This window comes from Pleomorphomonas koreensis DSM 23070, assembly GCF_000425185.1.
Lineage (GTDB): Bacteria > Pseudomonadota > Alphaproteobacteria > Rhizobiales > Pleomorphomonadaceae > Pleomorphomonas > Pleomorphomonas koreensis.
The window spans coordinates 77,964-96,938 of sequence record NZ_AULH01000012.1; the positions used below are offsets into that span (position 1 = coordinate 77,964).

Below are 18,975 nucleotides of genomic sequence, written 5' to 3' on the forward strand. Positions count from 1 at the left end.
GTCCATGCAACGCTTGAACGGCCGGGGCAATTTCCTATAGTGAGCCAGCAACGACAAGTCAGCGAGGCTGGGGCGATGCCCCGGCCTTGATTTTTGGCGTGCTGCAAAGACGGTTTCGATCGAAATCGCCACGGCATGCGGGCGACGGAATACGAGAAGTGCGGAGTCCTGTTCCCAAGGGCGTTCTCGCCCCCCTGACCACGCCTTTCGACCGCCACGGCGAGATCGACGACGCGGCCTTCAGAGCGGAGATCGAATGGCTGCTGGCCTGCGGCGTCGACGGGGTCGTCGTCGGTGGCAGCACGGGCGAGGGCTATGCCTTGTCGCCGGCCGAGATCGAGCGCCTCGTTGCCATGGCCATCGAAGTGGTTCCGCGGGGAACCGGCGTGGTGGCCGGCATCATTGCCGACAGCACGCGCGAGGCGGTCGCGGTGGCCGGCAGTCTCAGCCGTTATCCGCTGGCGGCGGTGCAGGTAACGCCGCCGCACTATATTTTCACGCCGAACGACGATGAGATGGTGGACTTCTACACCGCGATGGCATCGTCCGGGCCGGCCCCGGTGATCATCTATAACGTCATTCCCTGGCTGCAACTGGCACCGGCCCTCATTGCCCGTATCTTCGACGCCCATGCCGGCGTCGTCGCCGTCAAGCACAGCCGGAAGAGCATTGACGCCTATCGCGAACTGGTCGGTTGCGTCGGAGCGGAGCGGGTGATCGCGGCCATCGATAATCAGCTCGCCGAGTGTTATGCCATCGGCGCAACCGGTTCGATCGCCGCCATCACCGCCGCGGCGCCGGCGGAGAGCGCGCGCCTGTTCAAGGCGGTTCACGCCGGGGACCCGGTCGCCGAGCCGATTGCCGCGTTCCTTGCCGATCTGTGGAAGGTGGTCGGCGGGGCAAACCTGCCGGCCCGCGTCAAGGCGGCGCAGATGATCCAGGGGTTGCCGGCCAGCCATGTGCGGGCGCCGATGCGCGACGCGTCGGAAGCGGAGCAGGCGGCCATCGCCGGCGTCTTGCGGCAATGGTCCGCCGGACAGGACGCCCTTCGGTCGGGTTGAGACCGTATTCGTCGCCGAGCGCCATTCAACCGGCCGCCCTGAAAAGACGGCGCCGGCGCGACAATCGCGCCGGCGTCGTATTCATTTGAGATTGGGGGCGATGAAGCTTCTGAGTTCCGGCGTCTTCGGCGCCGAGAACAGGTCCTCCGACCGTCCTTCCTCCCAGATCTGGCCTTTGTACATGAACACCGTGCGGTTGGCGACCTGACGGGCGAAGCCCATCTCGTGCGTGACCAGGATCATGGTCATGCCGGCCGCCGCCAGCTCGGCGATCGTCTTCAGAACCTCGCCGGTCAGCTGCGGATCGAGCGCCGAGGTGACCTCGTCGAACAGCATTACCTTCGGCTTCATGGCGAGCGATCGGGCGATGGCGACGCGCTGTTGCTGGCCGCCGGAAAGCTCGTCCGGATAGGCACCCACCTTGTCGGCGAGCCCGACCTGCTTCAGCACCATCTGGGCGGTTTCCCAGGCTTCCGGCTTGGGCACGTTCTTGACGACGCGTGGCGCCAGCATGATGTTCTCGGCGACGTTGAGATGCGGAAACAGGTTGTAGCTCTGGAACACCATGCCGACCTCCTTGCGCAAGCTGCGCAGGCTATGGGTTCCCGGCTCGATCCTGTGCCCGACGATGTCGATGCTGCCGCCCTGGATCTGCTCGAGGCCGTTGATGCAGCGAAGCATCGTGCTCTTGCCGGACCCGCTCTGACCGATGACGGCGACGACATCCCGAGGTTCGACCGACAGGTTGATGCCATCGAGCACGCACAGTGCGCCGTAGCACTTCTTGATGTTGTTAAGTTGAACTGCGGGCACGTTTGCCTCCCTGGAGGTATTCGCTGTAATAGGACAACGGATAGCAGATGATGAAATACATGGCCGCAACCGTAAGGAACACCTCGAAGGGCTGGAAGGTCATGTTGTTGAGCAGTTGGCCGGCGCGCGTAAGCTCGACGAAGCTGATCAGCGCCGTCACCGAGGTATTTTTGACGATCTGCACCAGGAAGCCGACGGTGGGGCCGAGCGAGATGCGGAAGGCCTGCGGCAGGATGACGTAGCGCAGCTTCTGCGGCGTCGACATGGCGAGGGCGTCGGCGGCTTCCCATTGCTGCTTGGGGATCGCCTCGATGCAGCCGCGCCAGATGTCGGCGAGGAAGGCCGTGGCGTAGAGCGTCAGGGAGATGACGGCGGCGGCCAGCGGCGGGAAGTAGTAGCCGAGGAAGCTGAGGCCGTAATAGGCCAGGAACAGCAGGATCAACAGGGGCGTTGCCTGAACCAGCTCGATATAGCCGGCGATCAGCAGCCGGACCGGTTTCGGGCCGAGCACCCGCAACAGGGCGAAGATCAAGCTGAAGATGCCGGCGGCCACGAAGGTCGATGCCGAGAGGATCAGCGTCCAGAGCGCGCCGTACAGCAGGATGGGCAGGCTGGAAAAGCCGAAGGACTGGATCATGCTTCAACCCTCTCCTGGCCATGCGGCAGGGCGCCGGCGATCTGGAAGCGGGCCGGATCCTTGCGGTGGAACAGCCAGAGCGAGATCAGCCAATAGGTGAATCGGAAGACGAAGGTCAGCGTCACGTAAATCGCGCCGGCCACCAGGAAGGTCTCGAGGCTGCGGAAGGTGAGCGACTCGACCTTCGAAGCGGCGAGCGTCAGCTCGCTGGCGGAAATGGCGCAGACCACCGAACTGCCCAACAAGGTCAGGGTCAGCTGGCCGGTCAGCGCCGGGAATACCACCTTGAGAGCGGGCACGATCACCACGTAGCGGATGGTCTGCAGGCGCGTCAGCCCGAGCGCCAGTCCAGCCTCGATCTGCGATTTGGGGATGGCGAGAAAGCCGGCGCGGAAGATCTCGGCCGAATAGGCGCCGAGGTTGAAGGATATCGCGATGATCGCCGATGTATCCGCCGACAGTCGCAGGCCGATGTAGGGCAGGCCGAAGAAGAACAGGAAGACCTGAACCAGGAGCGGCGTGTTGCGGATGATTTCGATATAGGCGACGGCGATCCGGTCGAGCCAGCGCGGTCCCTCCACGCGGATGATCGCGACCGCCAGGCCGATGGCGAGGCCGATCACGATGCCCTGACCGGACAGCAGTATCGTGTTGATGGTGCCGTCCACGAACTCCGGCGCTCGGTCCAGTACCGGACCGAAGTGCATTTGATATGCCATGTTGAACCTATGAGCGAAAAAGCGGGGCGGGAGCCCGGCCCGAGGGCCGGGCGAGAGATCGCCGGCGGCGAGGGCGGTCCGACCACCGCCGCCTCAGCGGTCTCAGAACGTCGGCAGCTTGCCGCCCGGAATCGGGACGCCGACCCACTTCTCGTGCAGCGCGCCGAGGCGTCCGCTCACTTCTTCGTAGTAGATGAAGTTGTTGAGCCACTGGTGCAGCTGGGTGGCATCCTTGCGGACGGCCATCGACCAGTAGAGGGTGAACAGCGGCACCTCTGTCTTCACTTCGAGATCGGTGAGGTTGCGCTTCCGGATCACGTCGGCGGCGACCGTGGCGACGGCGGCGGTGGCGTCAACCTGGCCGGAGATCAGCGCCTGCATGGCCAGGGCATCGTCGTCGAAGCGGACGACTTCGAGGCCCTCGACGCCGAGGTTGCTGACCGCCACGTCCTGCGTGCTGCCCTTGGGCACCGACACGCGCTTGTTGGCGAGATCGTCGATCTTGGTCAGCGGCATGCCCTTGTTGGCCACGAAGCGCATGTCGTAGGCGCCGTAGGGGTTGGTCATCAGGAACAGCTTGGCCCGCTCCGGGGTGGCGGTCATGTGGGCGATCAGCATGTCGACGCGGCCGGATTCCAGGGCGGCGGCACGGGACGCATTGTTGACCGGCACCAGTTCAAGCTCGACCTTCAGGTTCTGGGCGACGTCGCGGGCGAGGTCCACCAGAAAGCCGTCGGTATTGCCGCTGCTGTCCACGGTATCATAGGGCGGAATGCCCGTCAGAACGCCGATGGTGATCTTTCCCTTGCTGTCGATGTCGGAGATGCTCTGCGCCGCCACCGTTCCGGCGCTCATCGCGGTGACCGCAGCAGCCACCATCGTGCCGCCGACCATGGCGCCAAGATACTTCAGCACACGTTTCATCTGGATAACCTCCCTCAGATTTTATCGTCCATGCATTTCAGTCGGCGTTTCGTGGAGCCGTTGGACCAGGTGATGGATCGATGCGGCTAGAATAAGTTCTGATTACCGGATGTCAATTCCGAAAAACGGAATTGGTGGAATTTGATCGACAGGCTGGGCTGGCGACAACGACTGATTGCCTTGACCGGAAAATGGCTACCTCGGGCGTGGGCCGGTCGCCGGAGGGACCCTTCTTGAGCACCCCCAGGGCAATGCTTTCGGTTGCACAGGCGGAAATCCATTCCGTTCTCGTCAGGCCGTCGAACCGCCCTCCACCCTTCGCCTTGGCGACGAGAGGTAGAAAGCCGTCCTCCCGCGCTTCCGTGTGTCATTTCACCCCTGGAGGGCGACATCGCCGGTCCGTTCCGTGGAGCGTGATCTCCCCGAGCTCGGATCAGGTGAAAGCTCCGACGTTGGCCGCCGCCCTCGCTAGGCGCCGCGTCGCGCGTACCCGCCATCGGCGGATGACAGGCTCATGCCCCGCGTCGTCGGGATCCATTCGACTTTCGTCTAGTCAGCAAAACGGCAGGCTTGCGAGACGCGCTGTTTGTGCATATCACTTGCTACCACGATGTAGCAAATGAGATTGGCCCCATATCCCGCAGGCTGAGGGCCGGCTTTCGAGCCAATTTCGGCCGAAACAGCCGACGACAAAGGAGGAAACGATGGGTATTCATGTCACATTGCCGGCAGAGCCGGCCCTGCTGAAGCCGGCGCCCGGCGAGGTGCTGTTCGTCACCAATGCCGACCTTCGCGAGAGCGCCAACGTCGAATGCTGGCCGGTCGAGGCCAAGTACGAAACCCTGCTCGAAAAGGCGCTCGCCTCGCTTGGCCGCAAGGCGCGCCGCGCCCACCCGATCAAGGCCGACAAGGGGCACGGCTTCATCGCCAGCCAACGCGAGGGTTCGGATGTATTCGCGACGATCGATCCCGACGCGCCGGTGATCGTGCTGCTGACCGCCTGGCAGTACTCGCACCATATCGCGCCGTCGCTCGCCACCCATCGCGGCCCGGTGCTGCTGCTCGCCAATTTCGACGGGACCTGGCCGGGCCTCGTCGGCATGCTGTGCATGGCCGGCTCGCTGACGGCACTCGGGCGTGACTATTCGCGCCTGTGGTCGGAGAATTTCGACGACGACTTCTTCCTCTCCGGCCTGAAGTCCTGGCTGGAAACCGGCTCGGTCGACCACGATCTCTCCTATCTCACCGACGTCACCGCCGATCATCCGGTGATGAAGAGCGAAGCCGGCAAGGTCGGCGCCGCCGTTGGCGCCTGGTCGCTGCGGCACAAGGAGATCCTCGGCCTGTTCGACACGCTGTGCATGGGCATGATGAACGGCGTGTTCCCGCAAAAGGCGCTCTGCGACATCGGCATGCCGCTCGAAAGCCTGTCGCAGTCCGATCTGCTGGTCGAGATGTCGAAGGTGTCCGACGCGCTCAGGGAGGAGTGCCTCGCCTGGTACGAGAAGCGCGGCATGAAGTTCCGCTTCGGCACCGACGGCGCCCGCGAACTGACGCGCGAGCAGGTCAAGGAGCAATGCGCGATGATGATCGCGCTGGCCCGCTACGCCGAACGCTTCGGTCTCTCCTGCGTCGGTGTCCAGTACCAGCAGGGTCTCGCCCGGTCCTGCGCCGCGTCCGACTTCGCCGAGGGCGCCATCGGTTCGGCCGAGCGCTTCCCGATCCCGGCCGAGGACGGCCATATCATCCGGGACGGCAAGCCGATCACCTGCGCCAACGAAGTGGACATGGGCACGGCCATTCCGCAGACCATGATGTTCCGCCTGCTCGACAGCCTGGGGCTGCCTTCGGAGACGACGCTGCACGACATCCGCTGGGGCAGCGACTGGAACGGCGAATTCGTCTGGGATTTCGAGATCTCCGGCGCGGTGCCGTTCGGCCATCTCAAGGGTGGTATCGCCGGTGCCACCGGCTATCGCCAGCCGGCCATGTATTTCCCCAAGGGCGGTTCGACCATCACCGGCCAGGGCAAGGCGGGTCGCCTGCTGTGGGCGCGCGCCCATTACGAGGGCACGTCCGTCATCATGCAGATCGGCACCGGCCACGCCATCGAGCTGCCGGAGGCGGAGTTCGAGCAGCGGCGCAAGGCCACCTGCTACGAGTGGCCGCTTCTGAACGCCGTGCTCGATGGCGTCGGCCGCGACGACCTGATGGCCGGCCACCAGTCCAACCACGTCAGCCTCGCCTATGTCGACGAGGACAGGCTCGCCGACGTGCTCAAGGCTTTCGTCGCCCAGGCGGTCACCCAGAACATCAAGGTTCAGGTGGCCGGCGACGCCCGCAAGCTGCTCTGACGGATCCGGCCCCGCGCCCGCCACGGGCGCGGGGCCGCCTTTGCATTCGCCTTTGCCGGAACGAGGAGTATAAGCGCCCTCAGTCCTGTCGCCGGAAACGCCTGCCGGCGGACGCCCCGCGAGATGGAGCTTGGCGAGACCGTGGTGACGCCCCCCGATCCGAACAGACCTGCTTCCACCCCGATGACACTCGACGAGGTGGCGGCGGCCACCGGTTTCTCGCGCACCACGGTCCGCTTCGTCGTCAACGGCCAGGCCGAGCGCTATCGCATCAAGGCGCAGACGCGAGACCAGATCGAACAGTTCATCCGCGAGCACGGCATCGTCATCGATCGCACGGCGCGCAGCCTGCGCCTGCAGCGATCGGACGCCATCGGCCTCGTGCTGCCGGACCTCGCCAATCCCTTCTTCGCCCATCTGACGGCCGCGCTGGAGGATCTCTGCCATGCGGCCGGGCTCGTCCTGCTCACCACCTCCTCGCACGACGACCCGGCGGGCGAGGCGAGGGCGGTCACGCGCCTTCTGGAGCGCGGCGTCGATGGCATGGTGATCGCGCCTTGCTCACCGAGGATCGCCCTTCCACCGAGCGGCGGTCGCCGGTCCTGCGCCGTCGTCATGACCGACCGCGCCTTTCCCGGCCAGCCTTATCCCGTGGTCGTGACCGACAATGAGGCCGCCGGATATCGGCTGGCCGACATTCTCCTCGCCGAGCGGGGCGACGCCGTCTTCCTCGCCGCCAGCCGATGGTTGCCCAGCATCGAGGAGCGCATTCGCGGCTTTCTCTCGGCATGTGGCAAATATGGACTGGACGATGCGGAAGCCCGCGTCTTCAGTTCGGAGAGCGACGACGTGGCCGCCGGCCGGCGGCTGATGGAACAAGCGATAGCCAGTCGGGGCGGCCTGCCCAGAGCCTTCGTGTGCTCTTCGTTGCTGATGTTCGAGGGGGCGCTTCAGGCAATCGGAGTCCGGAACGGCCGGTTGCCGCCGGACCTTCTGCTGGGCACCTTCGACCACCACCCGTTGCTGGAGTTCCTGCCCAACAGGGTTGTCTCCGCCAGGCAGGACGAGAAGGCGATCGCCAGAACAATCTTCCGCTGCCTGACTGACCAGTTGAAGAACAGGCCGGTTCATGCCGAACGCTTGGTGGTCGAAGGACATATATGGCGTAACGGTAATCTTGATGATAAATAATGAGAAAAATTTGGCCCCGGTGAAAGACGATTTGTGATCTTCGGGGAATTCCGACAGCCTGTTAGAATTTGACGATTTACACACGAGTATATGTAGAAGCGAATTCGCTTGTCTGATTTACTGAGTGCCTGCTCGTGTACACGAAATCCATGCGGTGCAAGTTGAGGGCATATTCTGACCGGCAACCGACACTCTTGTGTCGTCGCTGACGCCAGCATCTCCGGCAAACGGAACAGCATCGCCTCAGGCCACTCGCCGGTGGATAGCCGCGATCCGTCCATCGCTGGCCGGCGCGTCATGAACGGATTCCGGGCCATCAGGGAGCGTCGCCAGGCTCGACGCCGATGCGAACCGCGCCATGCCGGATCGACGACGGCGGCATGTAGCTTCCGATCTGGATCGATGGCGACAGGTTCTCCAGCGGCGCTGTCGGCCGGTTGTCACCAGTTCCCGGCATTAGCATTTCGGCTAATGCTTCGGTCAGGACCGGCCGGAGTGGCAGCCGTCGCAAGAAAGGCCCGGACCAACGTGCCGTGTCCGGAATTCTTCAAGGCTTTCCGGCCATTGTCGACTGCCCGGCGTCCGAGTAGGGCGATGCGCGCTTCGGCTTCCGCCCTTCCAGATGATCGGCGCATCCCTCTCTCGGCGTGGCAGTCGAAACTTCTCCAGACTGGTCAAGAATTCATAACTTCTTGACGGAATAAAGTATTGATGCCAATATTCCTTTCATAAGAGAGTAAACGTTTACGTTGACTCTGCCCTGGAGGAAATGAGGCAGATCAACGCAAGCAAATCGCGCCAAATGGGAGGGATACAGCCCAGGCGCGAGTCCCGCGAGCGAAGATATCAAGGACGGCAAGGCGCTGCGTGCTCTGCCGGCAGGTTGAGTTCGTCTTGAATTCAAAGAGCTTCCGGCGCGATGCGTGCCGGTATGGAAGAAACTTGTACCCCTTTCTGAAAGGGGGCGACTGCGTTGGGCCAACCCGCCCCAGCCTCAGTTGGGACCGGTGAACTGGTCAGATGGGGACTGACCCCATTCCGAACACCGCCTGAAAGACTGACACCGCCTGCAATCGCCACCGAGAAGGGCGAAGAAGACGCGGCACCCCGAGAGAGAAAACGTTTACTCGATCAGTGTGCTCAAGGAGGAGACGAGCATGGCCGAGCCGATCACCATCAAGGACATCGCCAACCTCTGCGGCGTCTCGATCGCCACGGTGTCCCGCGTGGTCAACAACAGCCCCAAGGGTGTGGGAGAGAAAACGGTCGAGCGCATTCGCAAGGTGATCGAGGAAGTCGGCTATCGGCCAAATCGTCTGGCCCAGAGCATGATCACCAAGGTCACCCATACGATCGGCCTGGTCATTCCCGACGTCCGCAACCCGTTCTTCTCGGAGTTGGTCCGTGGTGTCGAGGACGTCTGCAACGAGAACGGCTACAGCTGCTTTCTCTGCAACACCGACGGAAAGCTCGACAAGGAAAACGAGTATATCGACATCCTGCGGGACCGGATCGTCGATGGACTATTGTTCACGACGCAGAACAACAAGGAGTCCAACCCGGCCTTCCTTGATTTCCATAGAAACAAGACCCCTCTGTGCTTCATCGAACGCTATGTCGACGAACTGCCGGAAACGCCGGGCGTATTCTTCGACAACGAGGGCGGTGCGGCGCTGCTGACCCAGTTCGTTCTCGACAAGGGGCACCGGAACATCGCCTTCATTTCCGGGCCGCTCAGCACCATGAACGCCAGGATGCGCAAGTCCGGCTTCATGTCGACGATGCAGAGCAACGGGGTGGAGGTCGATGCGAGGCTTGTGGTCGAGGGCAACTACCGGCTCGACAGCGGCTATGCGGCGGTCGACCAGCTTCTGGAACACGGCAAGCCGAAGTTCACCGCTCTCATTGCCGGCAACGACCTGATGGCGCTCGGCGCCTATCAGGCGCTCGTCGAACGCGGCTACCAGGTGCCGAGCGACATCTCCATCGCCGGCTTTGACAACATCACCTATCCGGCGGTTTTCCGCCCGTTGATCACCACCATCGAGATCCCTGGCTACAAGCTCGGATCATGCGGAACTGAGATGCTGATCGCCCTGATGAAGGGGCAGCCTCTCGCGGTCACGCGGCAGGTCTTTGCCGCTGCGCTGCGAGACAAGGGCAGCGTTGTCCAAATATAAAGTTTGATTGGGAGGTTACGCCGTGAGCGCAGAAGCCGAGACCAATGTTTCCCGTCGCAGGGTTACATTTTCATCAACGAAAGAGATCGGAATATTTATCGCTTTTGTTGTGATATTCCTGTTCTTTTCTGTCATGTCGCCGTACTTCTTCAATCTGGAAAATCTGATCAACATTCTGCGTCAGATTTCACTTCTCGGCATCATAGCCATGGGGATGTGCCTCGTCATTGTCTGCGGCGAGATCGACCTTTCCGTCGGCTCCATCTACGGCGCTTCGGCGATCCTGACCGCCGTCATGATGATGAACGGCTTTCCCATCTGGCTCGCCTTCGTGCTGGGCATTGCCGTGGGAACGCTGTTCGGCCTGATCAACGGCATCCTGATCACCTACACCAAGATTCCCGCGCTGATCGTCACGCTCGGCATGATGAACGTCGTGCGCGGCATCTCGCTGATCATCAGCAGCGGTCGCGTCGTCAACATCTCGCCGCGGACCGTCGATGATCCGACCCTGCCAATCTTCCTGTTCCTCGGCCAGGGCAAGATCGCCGGCATTCCCGTGATGTGCCTGTTCTTCATCGCCACGGCGATTGGCGCCTACTTCCTCTACAACAGGACCCTGCTCGGCTTTCGCATGAAGGCGGTCGGCGGCAGCGCCAGGGCGGCCCGCGCCAGCGGCATCAACTCCAACGTCGTCAAAACGGCGGCCTTCGCCATCGTCGGCTTCCTGTCCGCGCTGGCCGGCCTGCTCAACATCGCCTTCCTGGGCAGCGTGCAGGGCACCACCGGTCAAGGCATGGAACTCAACGCCATCGCCGCCGTCATCATCGGCGGGACGTCGCTGGCCGGCGGTCAGGGAACGATCATCGGCACGGTGATCGGCGTCCTGATCATGGGCGTGCTCAATAACGGCATCATCCTGCTCGGCATCTCCCCCTTCTGGCAGATGACCATCGTCGGCGCCGTGATCATCCTCGCCGTGGCCCTCGACATCTGGACACGAAAGAGTGGCCGGTCATGAGCGACATCATCGACTTCCGCCACATCACGAAGATTTTCGGTGCAGTCACCGCCCTCGACGACGTCAGCTTTTCCATCAAGGAGGGCTCGATCCACGCCATCGTCGGCGAGAACGGCGCCGGCAAGTCGACGCTGATGCACATCCTCGGCGGCGAATACATGCCCGACGGCGGCGAGGTGGTCTATCGCGGCAAGCCGGTCCGGCTCGACAGTCCGCACGCCGCTCACGAACTCGGTGTCGCCGTCGTCTATCAGGAGTTTCGCCTCTGCCCCAATCTCACCGTGACCGAGAACCTGTTTCTCGGCCGGGAGCGGCAACTCGGCGACGGCAAGGTCGACTGGCCGAGGATGCAGACGCGTACCAGCGAGATCCTGGCCGGGCTTGGCAGTTCGATCGATCCGACCGCTCTGGTGGAAAATCTCAGCATCGCCGATCAGCAGATCGTCGAGATCGCCCGCGCGCTCGCTCTCGACGCCGAGGTGATCATCATGGATGAGCCGACCTCGGCCCTGACCCTCAAGGAAGCGGAGGAACTGTTCGTCAACCTCAAGGCGCTGCGCGCCCGCGGCGTGACGATCCTCTACATCTCGCATCGCCTCGAGGAGATCTTCCCGCTTTGCGACCGCATTTCGGTGTTGCGCGACGGCAGGTTCGTCGGCGGCTTCGAGATTGCCGACATCGATCAGGCCGGCGTGGTCCGGCTGATCGCCGGCGGCGACCTGGCCGATCTTCATGCGTCCGAGGTCCGCGACTACACCGATCGCCGGAAAGTCCTTGAAGTCAACGGCCTCAGCCGGCCCGGTTGCTTCTCGGACGTCTCCTTTGCCCTCCACGAAGGTGAAATCGTCGGCATCTACGGCCTGCAGGGCTCGGGACGGACCGAGGTTCTCGAAACGATCTTCGGGCTGGCTCCCGAATGGGCGGGGTCGATCTCCGCCTTCGGCAAGCCGATGAACAACCGCAGCCCAAGCGATGCCATACGCAACGGCCTTGCCATGATCCCGGAGAACCGCCGCGACGCCGGCATCTTCCCCGACATGAGCATCATGGACAACGTCAACACCGCCAATGCGGGCGACATGAGCAACTCCGCCGGCGTCCTCCGGCGCCGCTTCATGGCCGACACCGCGGAAGACTTCATCAGGAAGCTGAGGATCAAGACCAGTTCCCGCTTCAAGAAGATCAGCCAGCTGTCAGGCGGCAACCAGCAGAAGGTGATCATCGCCCGCTGGCTGGCCTCTCACCCGCGGATCGTCCTCGTTGACGAACTGACCCGCGGCATCGATGTCAGCGCCAAGTTCGAGATCTACAAGATCCTGAAATCTCTACGCGAATCCGGGCTCTCCATTCTGATGGTCTCATCGGAACTCGCCGAGATCCTCGCCGAGAGCGACCGCATCCTGGTCATGAAGAACGGGGCGATGGTCGCCGATCTGCGCGGCGAGCGGAGAACCAAGGAACAAGTCATCCGCTATGCCCTGGCAGGCCAGTGAACAAAGGAGGTGAGCCTGGAGGAAAGCAGTCAGAACGAAACGACAAGCTGAATTCAGCGTTTACATGGGAGGTAACACCAATGAGGAACAAGTTTTCCCGCGCCGGCATCGGGTCAGTGCTTTTCGCCGCGGTCATGGGGTCTGTCGCTTTTGCCGGTCCGGCCGCCAAGGACATCGACATCACCGTCGTATATCATGACACCGGTATCGAGTTCGGCCAGGTCATCAAGGCGGGCGCCCTGGCGGCGGGCAAGGAACTCGGCATCAACGTCGAGTTCGTCGGCCCGATCGGCATCAAGGTCGACGAGGAAGTGGCCTTCATCGAGAATGCCATTACCAAGAAGGTCGAGGGTCTGGCGATTTCCAACGTCAACGGCGAAGCGCTGAACCCGGTGATCGACAAGGCCATGGCCGCCAATATCCCGGTCGTGACCTTCAACAGCGAGGCGCCCGGATCGAAGCGCATCGCCTTCTTCGGCCAGGATCTCGTCTCTTCCGGCAAGGCGGCGGCCGATTCCCTGGTCAAGGCCATGGGGTCCGAGGGGTCGGTTCTGATCATCACCGGCGAGGCGGCCGCCTCCTGGTCGCAGGACAGAGAGGGCGGCGCCCGCACGGAACTGGCCAAGTATCCGGGCATCAAGGTCGTCAACACGATCAGCACCGGCTGGGAAGAACAGGCCCAGTACGCGGCGATCGAGAACGCCATTCGCGCCAATCCTGATCTCAACGGCATCATCTCGCTCGATGCCGCGACGACCCCGGCAACCGGCCGTGCGCTGCACCGGGTCGAGCGCGCCACCAAGATCCACCACGTCGGCTTCGACCTCATTCCGGAGACGCTCGACAACGTCAAGGCTGGCGTGACCGATGCTGCCCTCAGCCAGAATCCCTACATGCAGGGCTATCTGCCGGTGAAGGCACTGTACGACTTCATTACCACCGGCAAGGCCATCGAGAGCATCGATACCGGAATTCTTCAGGTCGACCAGACGAACATCGATGAATACCTCGAGAAACTGAAGAAGGGCGAGCCGATCGGCTGATCGGGACCGCCTCGGAGCCGTCCGTCAGGCCAGGGTCGGGCGGCTCCCCCAATCCAGGCACCCCCTCTTCGAAGGTTTCATTTTGCCCCCAAGTCCGGCCCATCCGCTCCGGGGGGAACGACCATCTAGTTTAGGATCAAGGACATGGACGGCGTAAAAGCCCGTATCACCATTGTCGGCAGCTATGCGGTCGGCATGACGATCTCCTGCGCGCGTTTTCCCACCGAGGGCGAAACGGTGCCGGGCCGGAACTTCCACATGCTGCACGGCGGCAAGGGCTCCAACCAGGCTATCGCCGTGGCGCGGCTGGGCGGCGCGGCCGACTTCGGCACGGCCGTCGGCGTCGATACCTTCGGCGATCAGGCCGTCGCCATGCTGAAGGACGAGGGCATCGGCATCGATTTCGTGATGCGCAAGCCCGGTCACTCCACCGGTGTCGGCCTCGTCATGGTCTCCGACCGCGGCAGCAATGAAATCGTCATCGATCTCGGCGCCAACGATGCCCTGTCGCTGGCCGACATCGACGCCATGCAGGACACCATTGCCGCGAGCGACCTGCTGCTGGTGCAGCTCGAGTGCAATCTGGATGCCGTGATGCGGGCGATCGACCTCGCCGCTGAAAGCCACGTACCGGTCATCCTCAACCCGGCGCCGTATCGCGACCTGCCGGCCGCCACGCTCGCCAAGGCCACCTACCTGACGCCCAACGAAACGGAGGCGGCCGCGCTGCTGGGTCTGCCGCAGGACAGCGTCCTCGACGGCTCCGAACTGGCCGCGCGCCTGTTCGAGCGCTTCGGCACCACCGTCGTCGTCACCCTTGGCGAGAAGGGCGCCCACGTTCGCTCGGCCGATCTCGATGAGGCCGTGCCGACCTATCCCGCCAGGTGCATCGACTCCACCGGTTCGGGCGACACCTTCAGCGGCGCTCTCGCCGTCGCGCTCGGCGAGGGCAGGGACCTCATCGCCGCGGTTTCCTTCGCCAACATGGCCGCCAGCATGTCGGTCGAAGTCGAGGGCGTCGTCGAAGGCATTCCTCATCGCGCCGGCGTCGAGGCCCGGCTCGCCCAGGTTTCCAGGAGCATCAAATGAAGAAGAGCAGAATCCTCAACAGCTACCTCAACGCGGCGATCGCCGACCTCGGACACGGCGACCTGATCGTCATTTCCGATGCCGGGTTCCCCATCGACGACACTGCGAAGCGCGTCGACCTGGCACTCGAGCAGGACGTGCCGGGCATCGTCGACATCCTCGATCTCATTATGAGCGATTTCATCTACGAGGCCTGCTACGTCGCCGAAGAGCAGAAAAGCTTCAATCCGCAACTGTTCGCCAAGGTCAGCGCCCTGTCCGTCCGCTGCCCGGTGACCACCGTTCCCCACGAGAAGCTGATCGGCGAGATGCGCCGGAAGCTGAAGTACGTGATCCGCACCGGAGCGTTCGAGCCTTGGGGCAACGTCATCCTGCAATCCGGCATCGACGCCCCCGTCTGGTTCGAGAAGCCCGGCGCTGTCGCTCCCAGCTACTACGAAGACCGCGTGAATTACAGGGAACCAAAATAATGTCTTCGAGACAGCGCGTTGAAACCGCCCTTGCCCACCGGCAGCCGGACCGCACACCCGTCGACTTTCTGGCCGTGCCGGAAATCTGGCACCAGCTGGTCGAGCATTTCGGCATCGAGCCGGTGAGACCGGGGGATGATCAGTTCTTCGATCCGGCCTGGGAGGCGGTGCTCGGCAAGCTCGACGTCGATTGTCGCGTCATCTCCTTCGATCAGTTCTGCTCGCCGCCGGCCAGCGCCTTCGGCCCCAAGGGACGCCCCGAGGTGTGGAACGTCCAGAGCCGATCGACGCCGGCCCGCATGTGGCGCTGGAAGACCGAGGGGTTCGCGACCGACATCTTCGGACGAGGTTTCCGCGAGGTCGCCAACGCCTCCGGCGTCTACGAGGAGAATATCGCCACCCTTTCCGCAGCCGGTACGCTCGCCGAGATACAGGCCCACACCTGGCCCGACCCCGACTGGTGGGACTTCAGCTCGGCCAGATCAGTCGTCGACGAGTTGAACCGCGACGGCGCCAGGCACATCCGCTTCCGCATGGGCACGGTCTTTGAGCTGGCCTGGCAGATGCGCGGCATGGAGAAGTTCCTGATGGAACTCGCCGGTGAGCCGGAGATCCCCGTCTACATGATGGAGCGCATCACCGACATCACCATCGAGGTCACCAAGCGGGCGCTCGATGCCGTCGGCGACGCCGTCGACATGGTCTACTTCTACGACGACCTTGCGGCCAACGTCAGCTTGCTGATGTCGAAGAAGATGTGGCGCACCCATATCCGGCCGCTGCATGCCCGGTTGATCGAAGTGGCCAGAAGCTACGGCAAGAAGGTGATGTATCACACCGACGGCGCCGTCAGGCCGCTGATCCCCGACCTGATCGAGATGGGCGTCGATGTGCTCAATCCGATTCAGCCGGGCGTTACCGGCATGGAGGCGGACGGGCTCAAAAGGGACTTCGGCGAACGGCTGGCCTTCCATGGTGGCGTCGACATCGTCGGCCTCCTGCCCAAGGGCAGCCCCGACGATATCCGCACCGCCGTCAGGGACCTCGTCGGAATCCTGGGCGCCAGCGGCGGCTACGTGCTGGCAAGTTCGCATCACATCCAGTCCGACACCCCGCTCGCCAACGTCCTGGCGCTCTACGAGACCGCGCTTCGTTGAGGCCGCGGCCGGTCCGGACCCGGCTCCGGACCGGCCACCGCTACGGAAAGACCTGCCACCATGAATCGCAGCTTTTACATAGACCTGGCAAACCGCGGCCTGAAGATGCCGATGGGAACCGATATCGTCCTCAACGAGCACCCCGATCCGGAAGCGATCCGCGTCGACGGCCGGCGGCTCGGTGACGTCATGATCGAAGCGGCGCGACGCTATCGCACGCCGCTTGCCCTGCCGCAGATGAATCTGACACTCGAGAAGGACGCCCTGCTGGTCCTGATGGGTCTCGACGGCGGCGCCGGCGAATTCCACTTCACGGCCCCGCCGTCCCCCGAGTTGCTTGCCCGTTTCGAAGCGGGCCTGAAGGGACCGCTGACGCCGGAGTGCGAAGCCAACATCGAGGCGATCGCTCACGTGGCGCGCTCCTCCGACCTCGTGCCGCTCGGCATGTGCATCGGCCCGTTCTCGCTGATGACCAAGCTTCTGGCCGACCCGATCATGCCCGTCACGCTGGCCGGCATGGGCAACAGCGCCGCCGACAACGCGGAAGTGGCCCTGATGGAGGCGGCTCTCGATCTGTCGACCCGGCTGGTTCTGGAGATCGTCGACCGCCAGATCAAGGCGGGCGCCAGGATGATCGTCGTCGCCGAGCCCGCGTCCAACAAGGTATTCTTCTCGCCCAAGCTGATCCGGCGCGGTTCGGATATCTTCGAGCGCTTCGCCATGGCGCCCAACCGCAAGATCGCCGCGCTGCTGAAGGAGAACGGCGTCGAACTGTTCTTCCACTGCTGCGGCGAGCTGATCGACGAGATGGTGGAGGCCTTCGCCTCTCTCGATCCGGCCGTTCTGAGCCTCGGCAGTTCGCGCGTGCTCTGGCAGGACGCGGCCCTGGTGCCCAAGACCACCATTCTCTACGGCAACCTGCCAAGCAAGAAGTTCTATTCGCCGACGCTGTTCACGCGCAGCCAGGTGTCCGACAGCTCGCGCGAGCTGATCGCCCGCATGCGCGAGATCGGTCATCCGTTCATCCTGGGCACCGAATGCGACGTGCTGCACGTGCCGGGCTGCGAATGCACCATCAGAGACAAGCTCGACGCCATCATGGAGGCGGTCGCGGTCTAGCGCAGCCCGATTGCAAAGAAAGAGAATTATCCATGCAAGACTGGTCCAAGCTCTATGATGCCATCGTCGATGGCGACGACAAGACCTCCGCCAGATTGACCAGGGAAGCGATCGAGGCCGGCGAGGATCCGTCGGCCCTGATCTCGGACACCATGGTGCCGGCCATGGCAGAAGTGGGCCGGCTGTTCGAGATCGAGGAGTATTTCGTGCCGGAGCTGCTTCTGGCAGGCCGCGCCATGAAGGCGGGACTCGAGTTGCTTCGGCCGATCCTTGCCGCCTCGGGCGTCGAACCCACCGGCCGGATCGTCATCGGCACCGTCAAGGGGGATCTGCACGATATCGGCAAGAACCTCGTGGTATCGATGATGGAGGGAGCCGGCTTCGAGGTGATCGATCTTGGCATCGACGTGCCGCCGGAGACTTTCATCGAAGCGATCCGCGACAAGAAGCCGCAGATCGTCGGCATGTCGGCGCTGCTCACCGTCACCATGCCGGCCATCAAGACCACCATCGACGCGATGGTGGCGGCCGGTGTCCGCGATGGCATCAAGATCATGGTTGGCGGCGCGCCCGTGACGGAGGAATATGCCCGGGAGGTCGGCGCGGACGCCTATGGCGAGAACGCGTCCGTCGCGGCGACCATAGCCAAGCGCCTGTGCGCCGAGGCGAAGGCGGCCTGAGATCTCCCCGTCGGAGGCGCCCGTTCCAGTTCTGGTGCGCCTCCGACGACCGGGTTTCCAGCCGCGAGGAGGATGGATGAACGTCACCCCGCCCCCGGCCGGTGCCGGCCCGTCCTCGCGCCCCATGCGCGTCTTCGAGTCGCATTATAGCGGCCTCGACAGCTGGTCGAGCCCTTTCAACTACCGCCTGCTGCGGGCGGGGCACATCGCCGCGAGCGCCGACTACCGCATCGAACGCGAGCAGGCCCCCGGTCACGAGTTCATCTTCTGCCTGGATGGCGTCGGCTATGTCCGGGTCGGCGGCGCGGTCCATCGCGTCGAGCCGGGTCGGCTCGCCTGGATACCGGTTCAGCGACCGCATGCCCATTTTGCCGACCCGATAACGCCTTGGGAGATCCTGTGGCTGCGCATGGACGGAGCCAATCTCAACCGTCTCGAGACGGTGCTCGCCGTCGAGGCCGATCCGATCTTCGCCTTCACCGACGCCGCCGCCATCCAGGAGCTGATGCGTGATGCCCTGCGTCAGATCAGCGCTCATTCGATGCTGGCCGCCGCGGCCACCGAACGGATCGCCGCCACGCTGGTGGAAAGGCTGACCGAGAGCCGAAGCTCCCACCTGCTCGACCCCGTCGAGGCCAGCCACCGTGGCCTCGCCCGCCTGATGCGCGAAGTGCGTTCGCACTACACCGAGACCTGGACGGCCGACCGCTTCGCCGAGACCTGCCGGGTCAGCAAGTCCCATCTGTTCCGATTGTTCAAATACGGGTTTGGCCAGACACCGAACAACTGGTTGCGCGGCTATCGTCTGGCGCAGGCCAAGCGGCTGTTGGTCGAGACCGACGAGACCGTCAGTGCTGTCGCCCTTGCCGTCGGCTACGACGACCCTCTGCATTTCTCGCGCGACTTCCGAAAGAACGTCGGCGTCTCGCCCCGCCAGTTTCGCGCCCTGGAACGCTGATTGAAGGCCGGGCCGGGGATACGGAGCGAATGAGAATCCTATCCATGTTTTTGAGAGAGCCTGCCA

The 18,975-nt window shown here is 63.5% G+C and carries 18 protein-coding genes; 13 read left to right on the top strand and 5 right to left on the bottom strand.

Features of this window, described 5'->3' with window-relative positions:
* Nucleotides 1-86: 86 nt before the first annotated feature.
* A complete protein-coding gene (locus H512_RS23630) occupies nucleotides 87-1,061 on the top strand; it encodes a dihydrodipicolinate synthase family protein (protein ID WP_169507150.1) in 975 nt (324 codons plus the stop codon).
* Between the two features lie 81 nt (nucleotides 1,062-1,142).
* On the opposite strand, the gene H512_RS0111360 is transcribed toward H512_RS23630, so the two are convergent.
* From H512_RS0111360 to H512_RS0111375, 4 genes are all read right to left on the bottom strand, one after another.
* The gene (locus H512_RS0111360) at nucleotides 1,143-1,874 is read right to left on the bottom strand and encodes an amino acid ABC transporter ATP-binding protein (protein WP_026783558.1); all 732 of its coding nucleotides are present in this window, start codon (nucleotides 1,872-1,874) and stop codon (nucleotides 1,143-1,145) included.
* Nucleotides 1,855-2,511, bottom strand: a complete 657-nt coding sequence (locus H512_RS0111365; protein ID WP_026783559.1) for an amino acid ABC transporter permease — start codon at nucleotides 2,509-2,511, stop codon at nucleotides 1,855-1,857. The genes H512_RS0111360 and H512_RS0111365 overlap by 20 nt, the downstream gene beginning before the upstream one ends.
* Nucleotides 2,508-3,179 (bottom strand): amino acid ABC transporter permease, encoded by a 672-nt coding sequence (locus H512_RS0111370; RefSeq protein ID WP_245585393.1) that lies wholly within the window; start codon nucleotides 3,177-3,179, stop codon nucleotides 2,508-2,510. The genes H512_RS0111365 and H512_RS0111370 overlap by 4 nt, the downstream gene beginning before the upstream one ends.
* A 153-nt stretch (nucleotides 3,180-3,332) precedes the next feature.
* A complete protein-coding gene (locus H512_RS0111375; RefSeq protein ID WP_053239778.1) occupies nucleotides 3,333-4,154 on the bottom strand; it encodes a transporter substrate-binding domain-containing protein in 822 nt (273 codons plus the stop codon).
* Between the two features lie 704 nt (nucleotides 4,155-4,858).
* Between H512_RS0111375 and H512_RS0111380 the strand changes: the two genes are divergently transcribed.
* Nucleotides 4,859-6,508 carry a signal transduction protein gene (locus H512_RS0111380; protein WP_036791296.1) on the top strand — a complete coding sequence of 550 codons (1,650 nt, stop codon included), beginning with the start codon at nucleotides 4,859-4,861 and terminating at the stop codon, nucleotides 6,506-6,508.
* A gap of 123 nt (nucleotides 6,509-6,631) precedes the next feature.
* Nucleotides 6,632-7,699 (top strand): LacI family DNA-binding transcriptional regulator, encoded by a 1,068-nt coding sequence (locus H512_RS23635; protein WP_053239779.1) that lies wholly within the window; start codon nucleotides 6,632-6,634, stop codon nucleotides 7,697-7,699.
* A gap of 316 nt (nucleotides 7,700-8,015) precedes the next feature.
* On the opposite strand, the gene H512_RS26960 is transcribed toward H512_RS23635, so the two are convergent.
* Nucleotides 8,016-8,156 carry a hypothetical protein gene (locus tag H512_RS26960; RefSeq protein ID WP_156899463.1) on the bottom strand — a complete coding sequence of 47 codons (141 nt, stop codon included), beginning with the start codon at nucleotides 8,154-8,156 and terminating at the stop codon, nucleotides 8,016-8,018.
* Between the two features lie 700 nt (nucleotides 8,157-8,856).
* Between H512_RS26960 and H512_RS0111395 the strand changes: the two genes are divergently transcribed.
* The 10 genes from H512_RS0111395 to H512_RS0111440 all read left to right on the top strand — a co-directional run bounded on the left by H512_RS0111395 (nucleotide 8,857) and on the right by H512_RS0111440 (nucleotide 18,909).
* The gene (locus H512_RS0111395) at nucleotides 8,857-9,879 is read left to right on the top strand and encodes a LacI family DNA-binding transcriptional regulator (RefSeq protein ID WP_026783563.1); all 1,023 of its coding nucleotides are present in this window, start codon (nucleotides 8,857-8,859) and stop codon (nucleotides 9,877-9,879) included.
* Nucleotides 9,880-10,012: 133 nt separating this feature from the next.
* Nucleotides 10,013-10,900, top strand: a complete 888-nt coding sequence (locus tag H512_RS0111400; protein WP_084798441.1) for an ABC transporter permease — start codon at nucleotides 10,013-10,015, stop codon at nucleotides 10,898-10,900.
* Nucleotides 10,897-12,393: a sugar ABC transporter ATP-binding protein gene (locus H512_RS0111405; RefSeq protein ID WP_026783565.1), complete on the top strand. Its 1,497-nt coding sequence runs from the start codon at nucleotides 10,897-10,899 to the stop codon at nucleotides 12,391-12,393. The genes H512_RS0111400 and H512_RS0111405 overlap by 4 nt, the downstream gene beginning before the upstream one ends.
* An 80-nt stretch (nucleotides 12,394-12,473) precedes the next feature.
* Entirely contained in the window at nucleotides 12,474-13,436 is a 963-nt protein-coding gene (locus tag H512_RS23640; RefSeq protein WP_036791299.1) for a sugar ABC transporter substrate-binding protein, read from the top strand.
* A 144-nt stretch (nucleotides 13,437-13,580) separates the two neighbouring features.
* Complete coding sequence (locus H512_RS0111415; protein WP_026783566.1) at nucleotides 13,581-14,525, top strand: ribokinase; 945 nt, start codon at nucleotides 13,581-13,583, stop codon at nucleotides 14,523-14,525.
* On the top strand, nucleotides 14,522-14,995 hold the full coding sequence (rbsD, locus tag H512_RS0111420; protein WP_026783567.1) for a D-ribose pyranase: 474 nt from the start codon (nucleotides 14,522-14,524) through the stop codon (nucleotides 14,993-14,995). The genes H512_RS0111415 and rbsD overlap by 4 nt, the downstream gene beginning before the upstream one ends.
* On the top strand, nucleotides 14,995-16,152 hold the full coding sequence (locus H512_RS0111425) for a uroporphyrinogen decarboxylase family protein (protein ID WP_026783568.1): 1,158 nt from the start codon (nucleotides 14,995-14,997) through the stop codon (nucleotides 16,150-16,152). The genes rbsD and H512_RS0111425 overlap by 1 nt, the downstream gene beginning before the upstream one ends.
* 111 nt (nucleotides 16,153-16,263) lie before the next feature.
* Complete coding sequence (locus H512_RS0111430; RefSeq protein WP_169507151.1) at nucleotides 16,264-17,271, top strand: uroporphyrinogen decarboxylase family protein; 1,008 nt, start codon at nucleotides 16,264-16,266, stop codon at nucleotides 17,269-17,271.
* 32 nt (nucleotides 17,272-17,303) lie between these two features.
* The gene (locus H512_RS0111435; RefSeq protein WP_026783570.1) at nucleotides 17,304-17,951 is read left to right on the top strand and encodes a corrinoid protein; all 648 of its coding nucleotides are present in this window, start codon (nucleotides 17,304-17,306) and stop codon (nucleotides 17,949-17,951) included.
* Between the two features lie 76 nt (nucleotides 17,952-18,027).
* Nucleotides 18,028-18,909: a helix-turn-helix transcriptional regulator gene (locus H512_RS0111440; protein WP_084798433.1), complete on the top strand. Its 882-nt coding sequence runs from the start codon at nucleotides 18,028-18,030 to the stop codon at nucleotides 18,907-18,909.
* Nucleotides 18,910-18,975 lie beyond the last annotated feature (66 nt).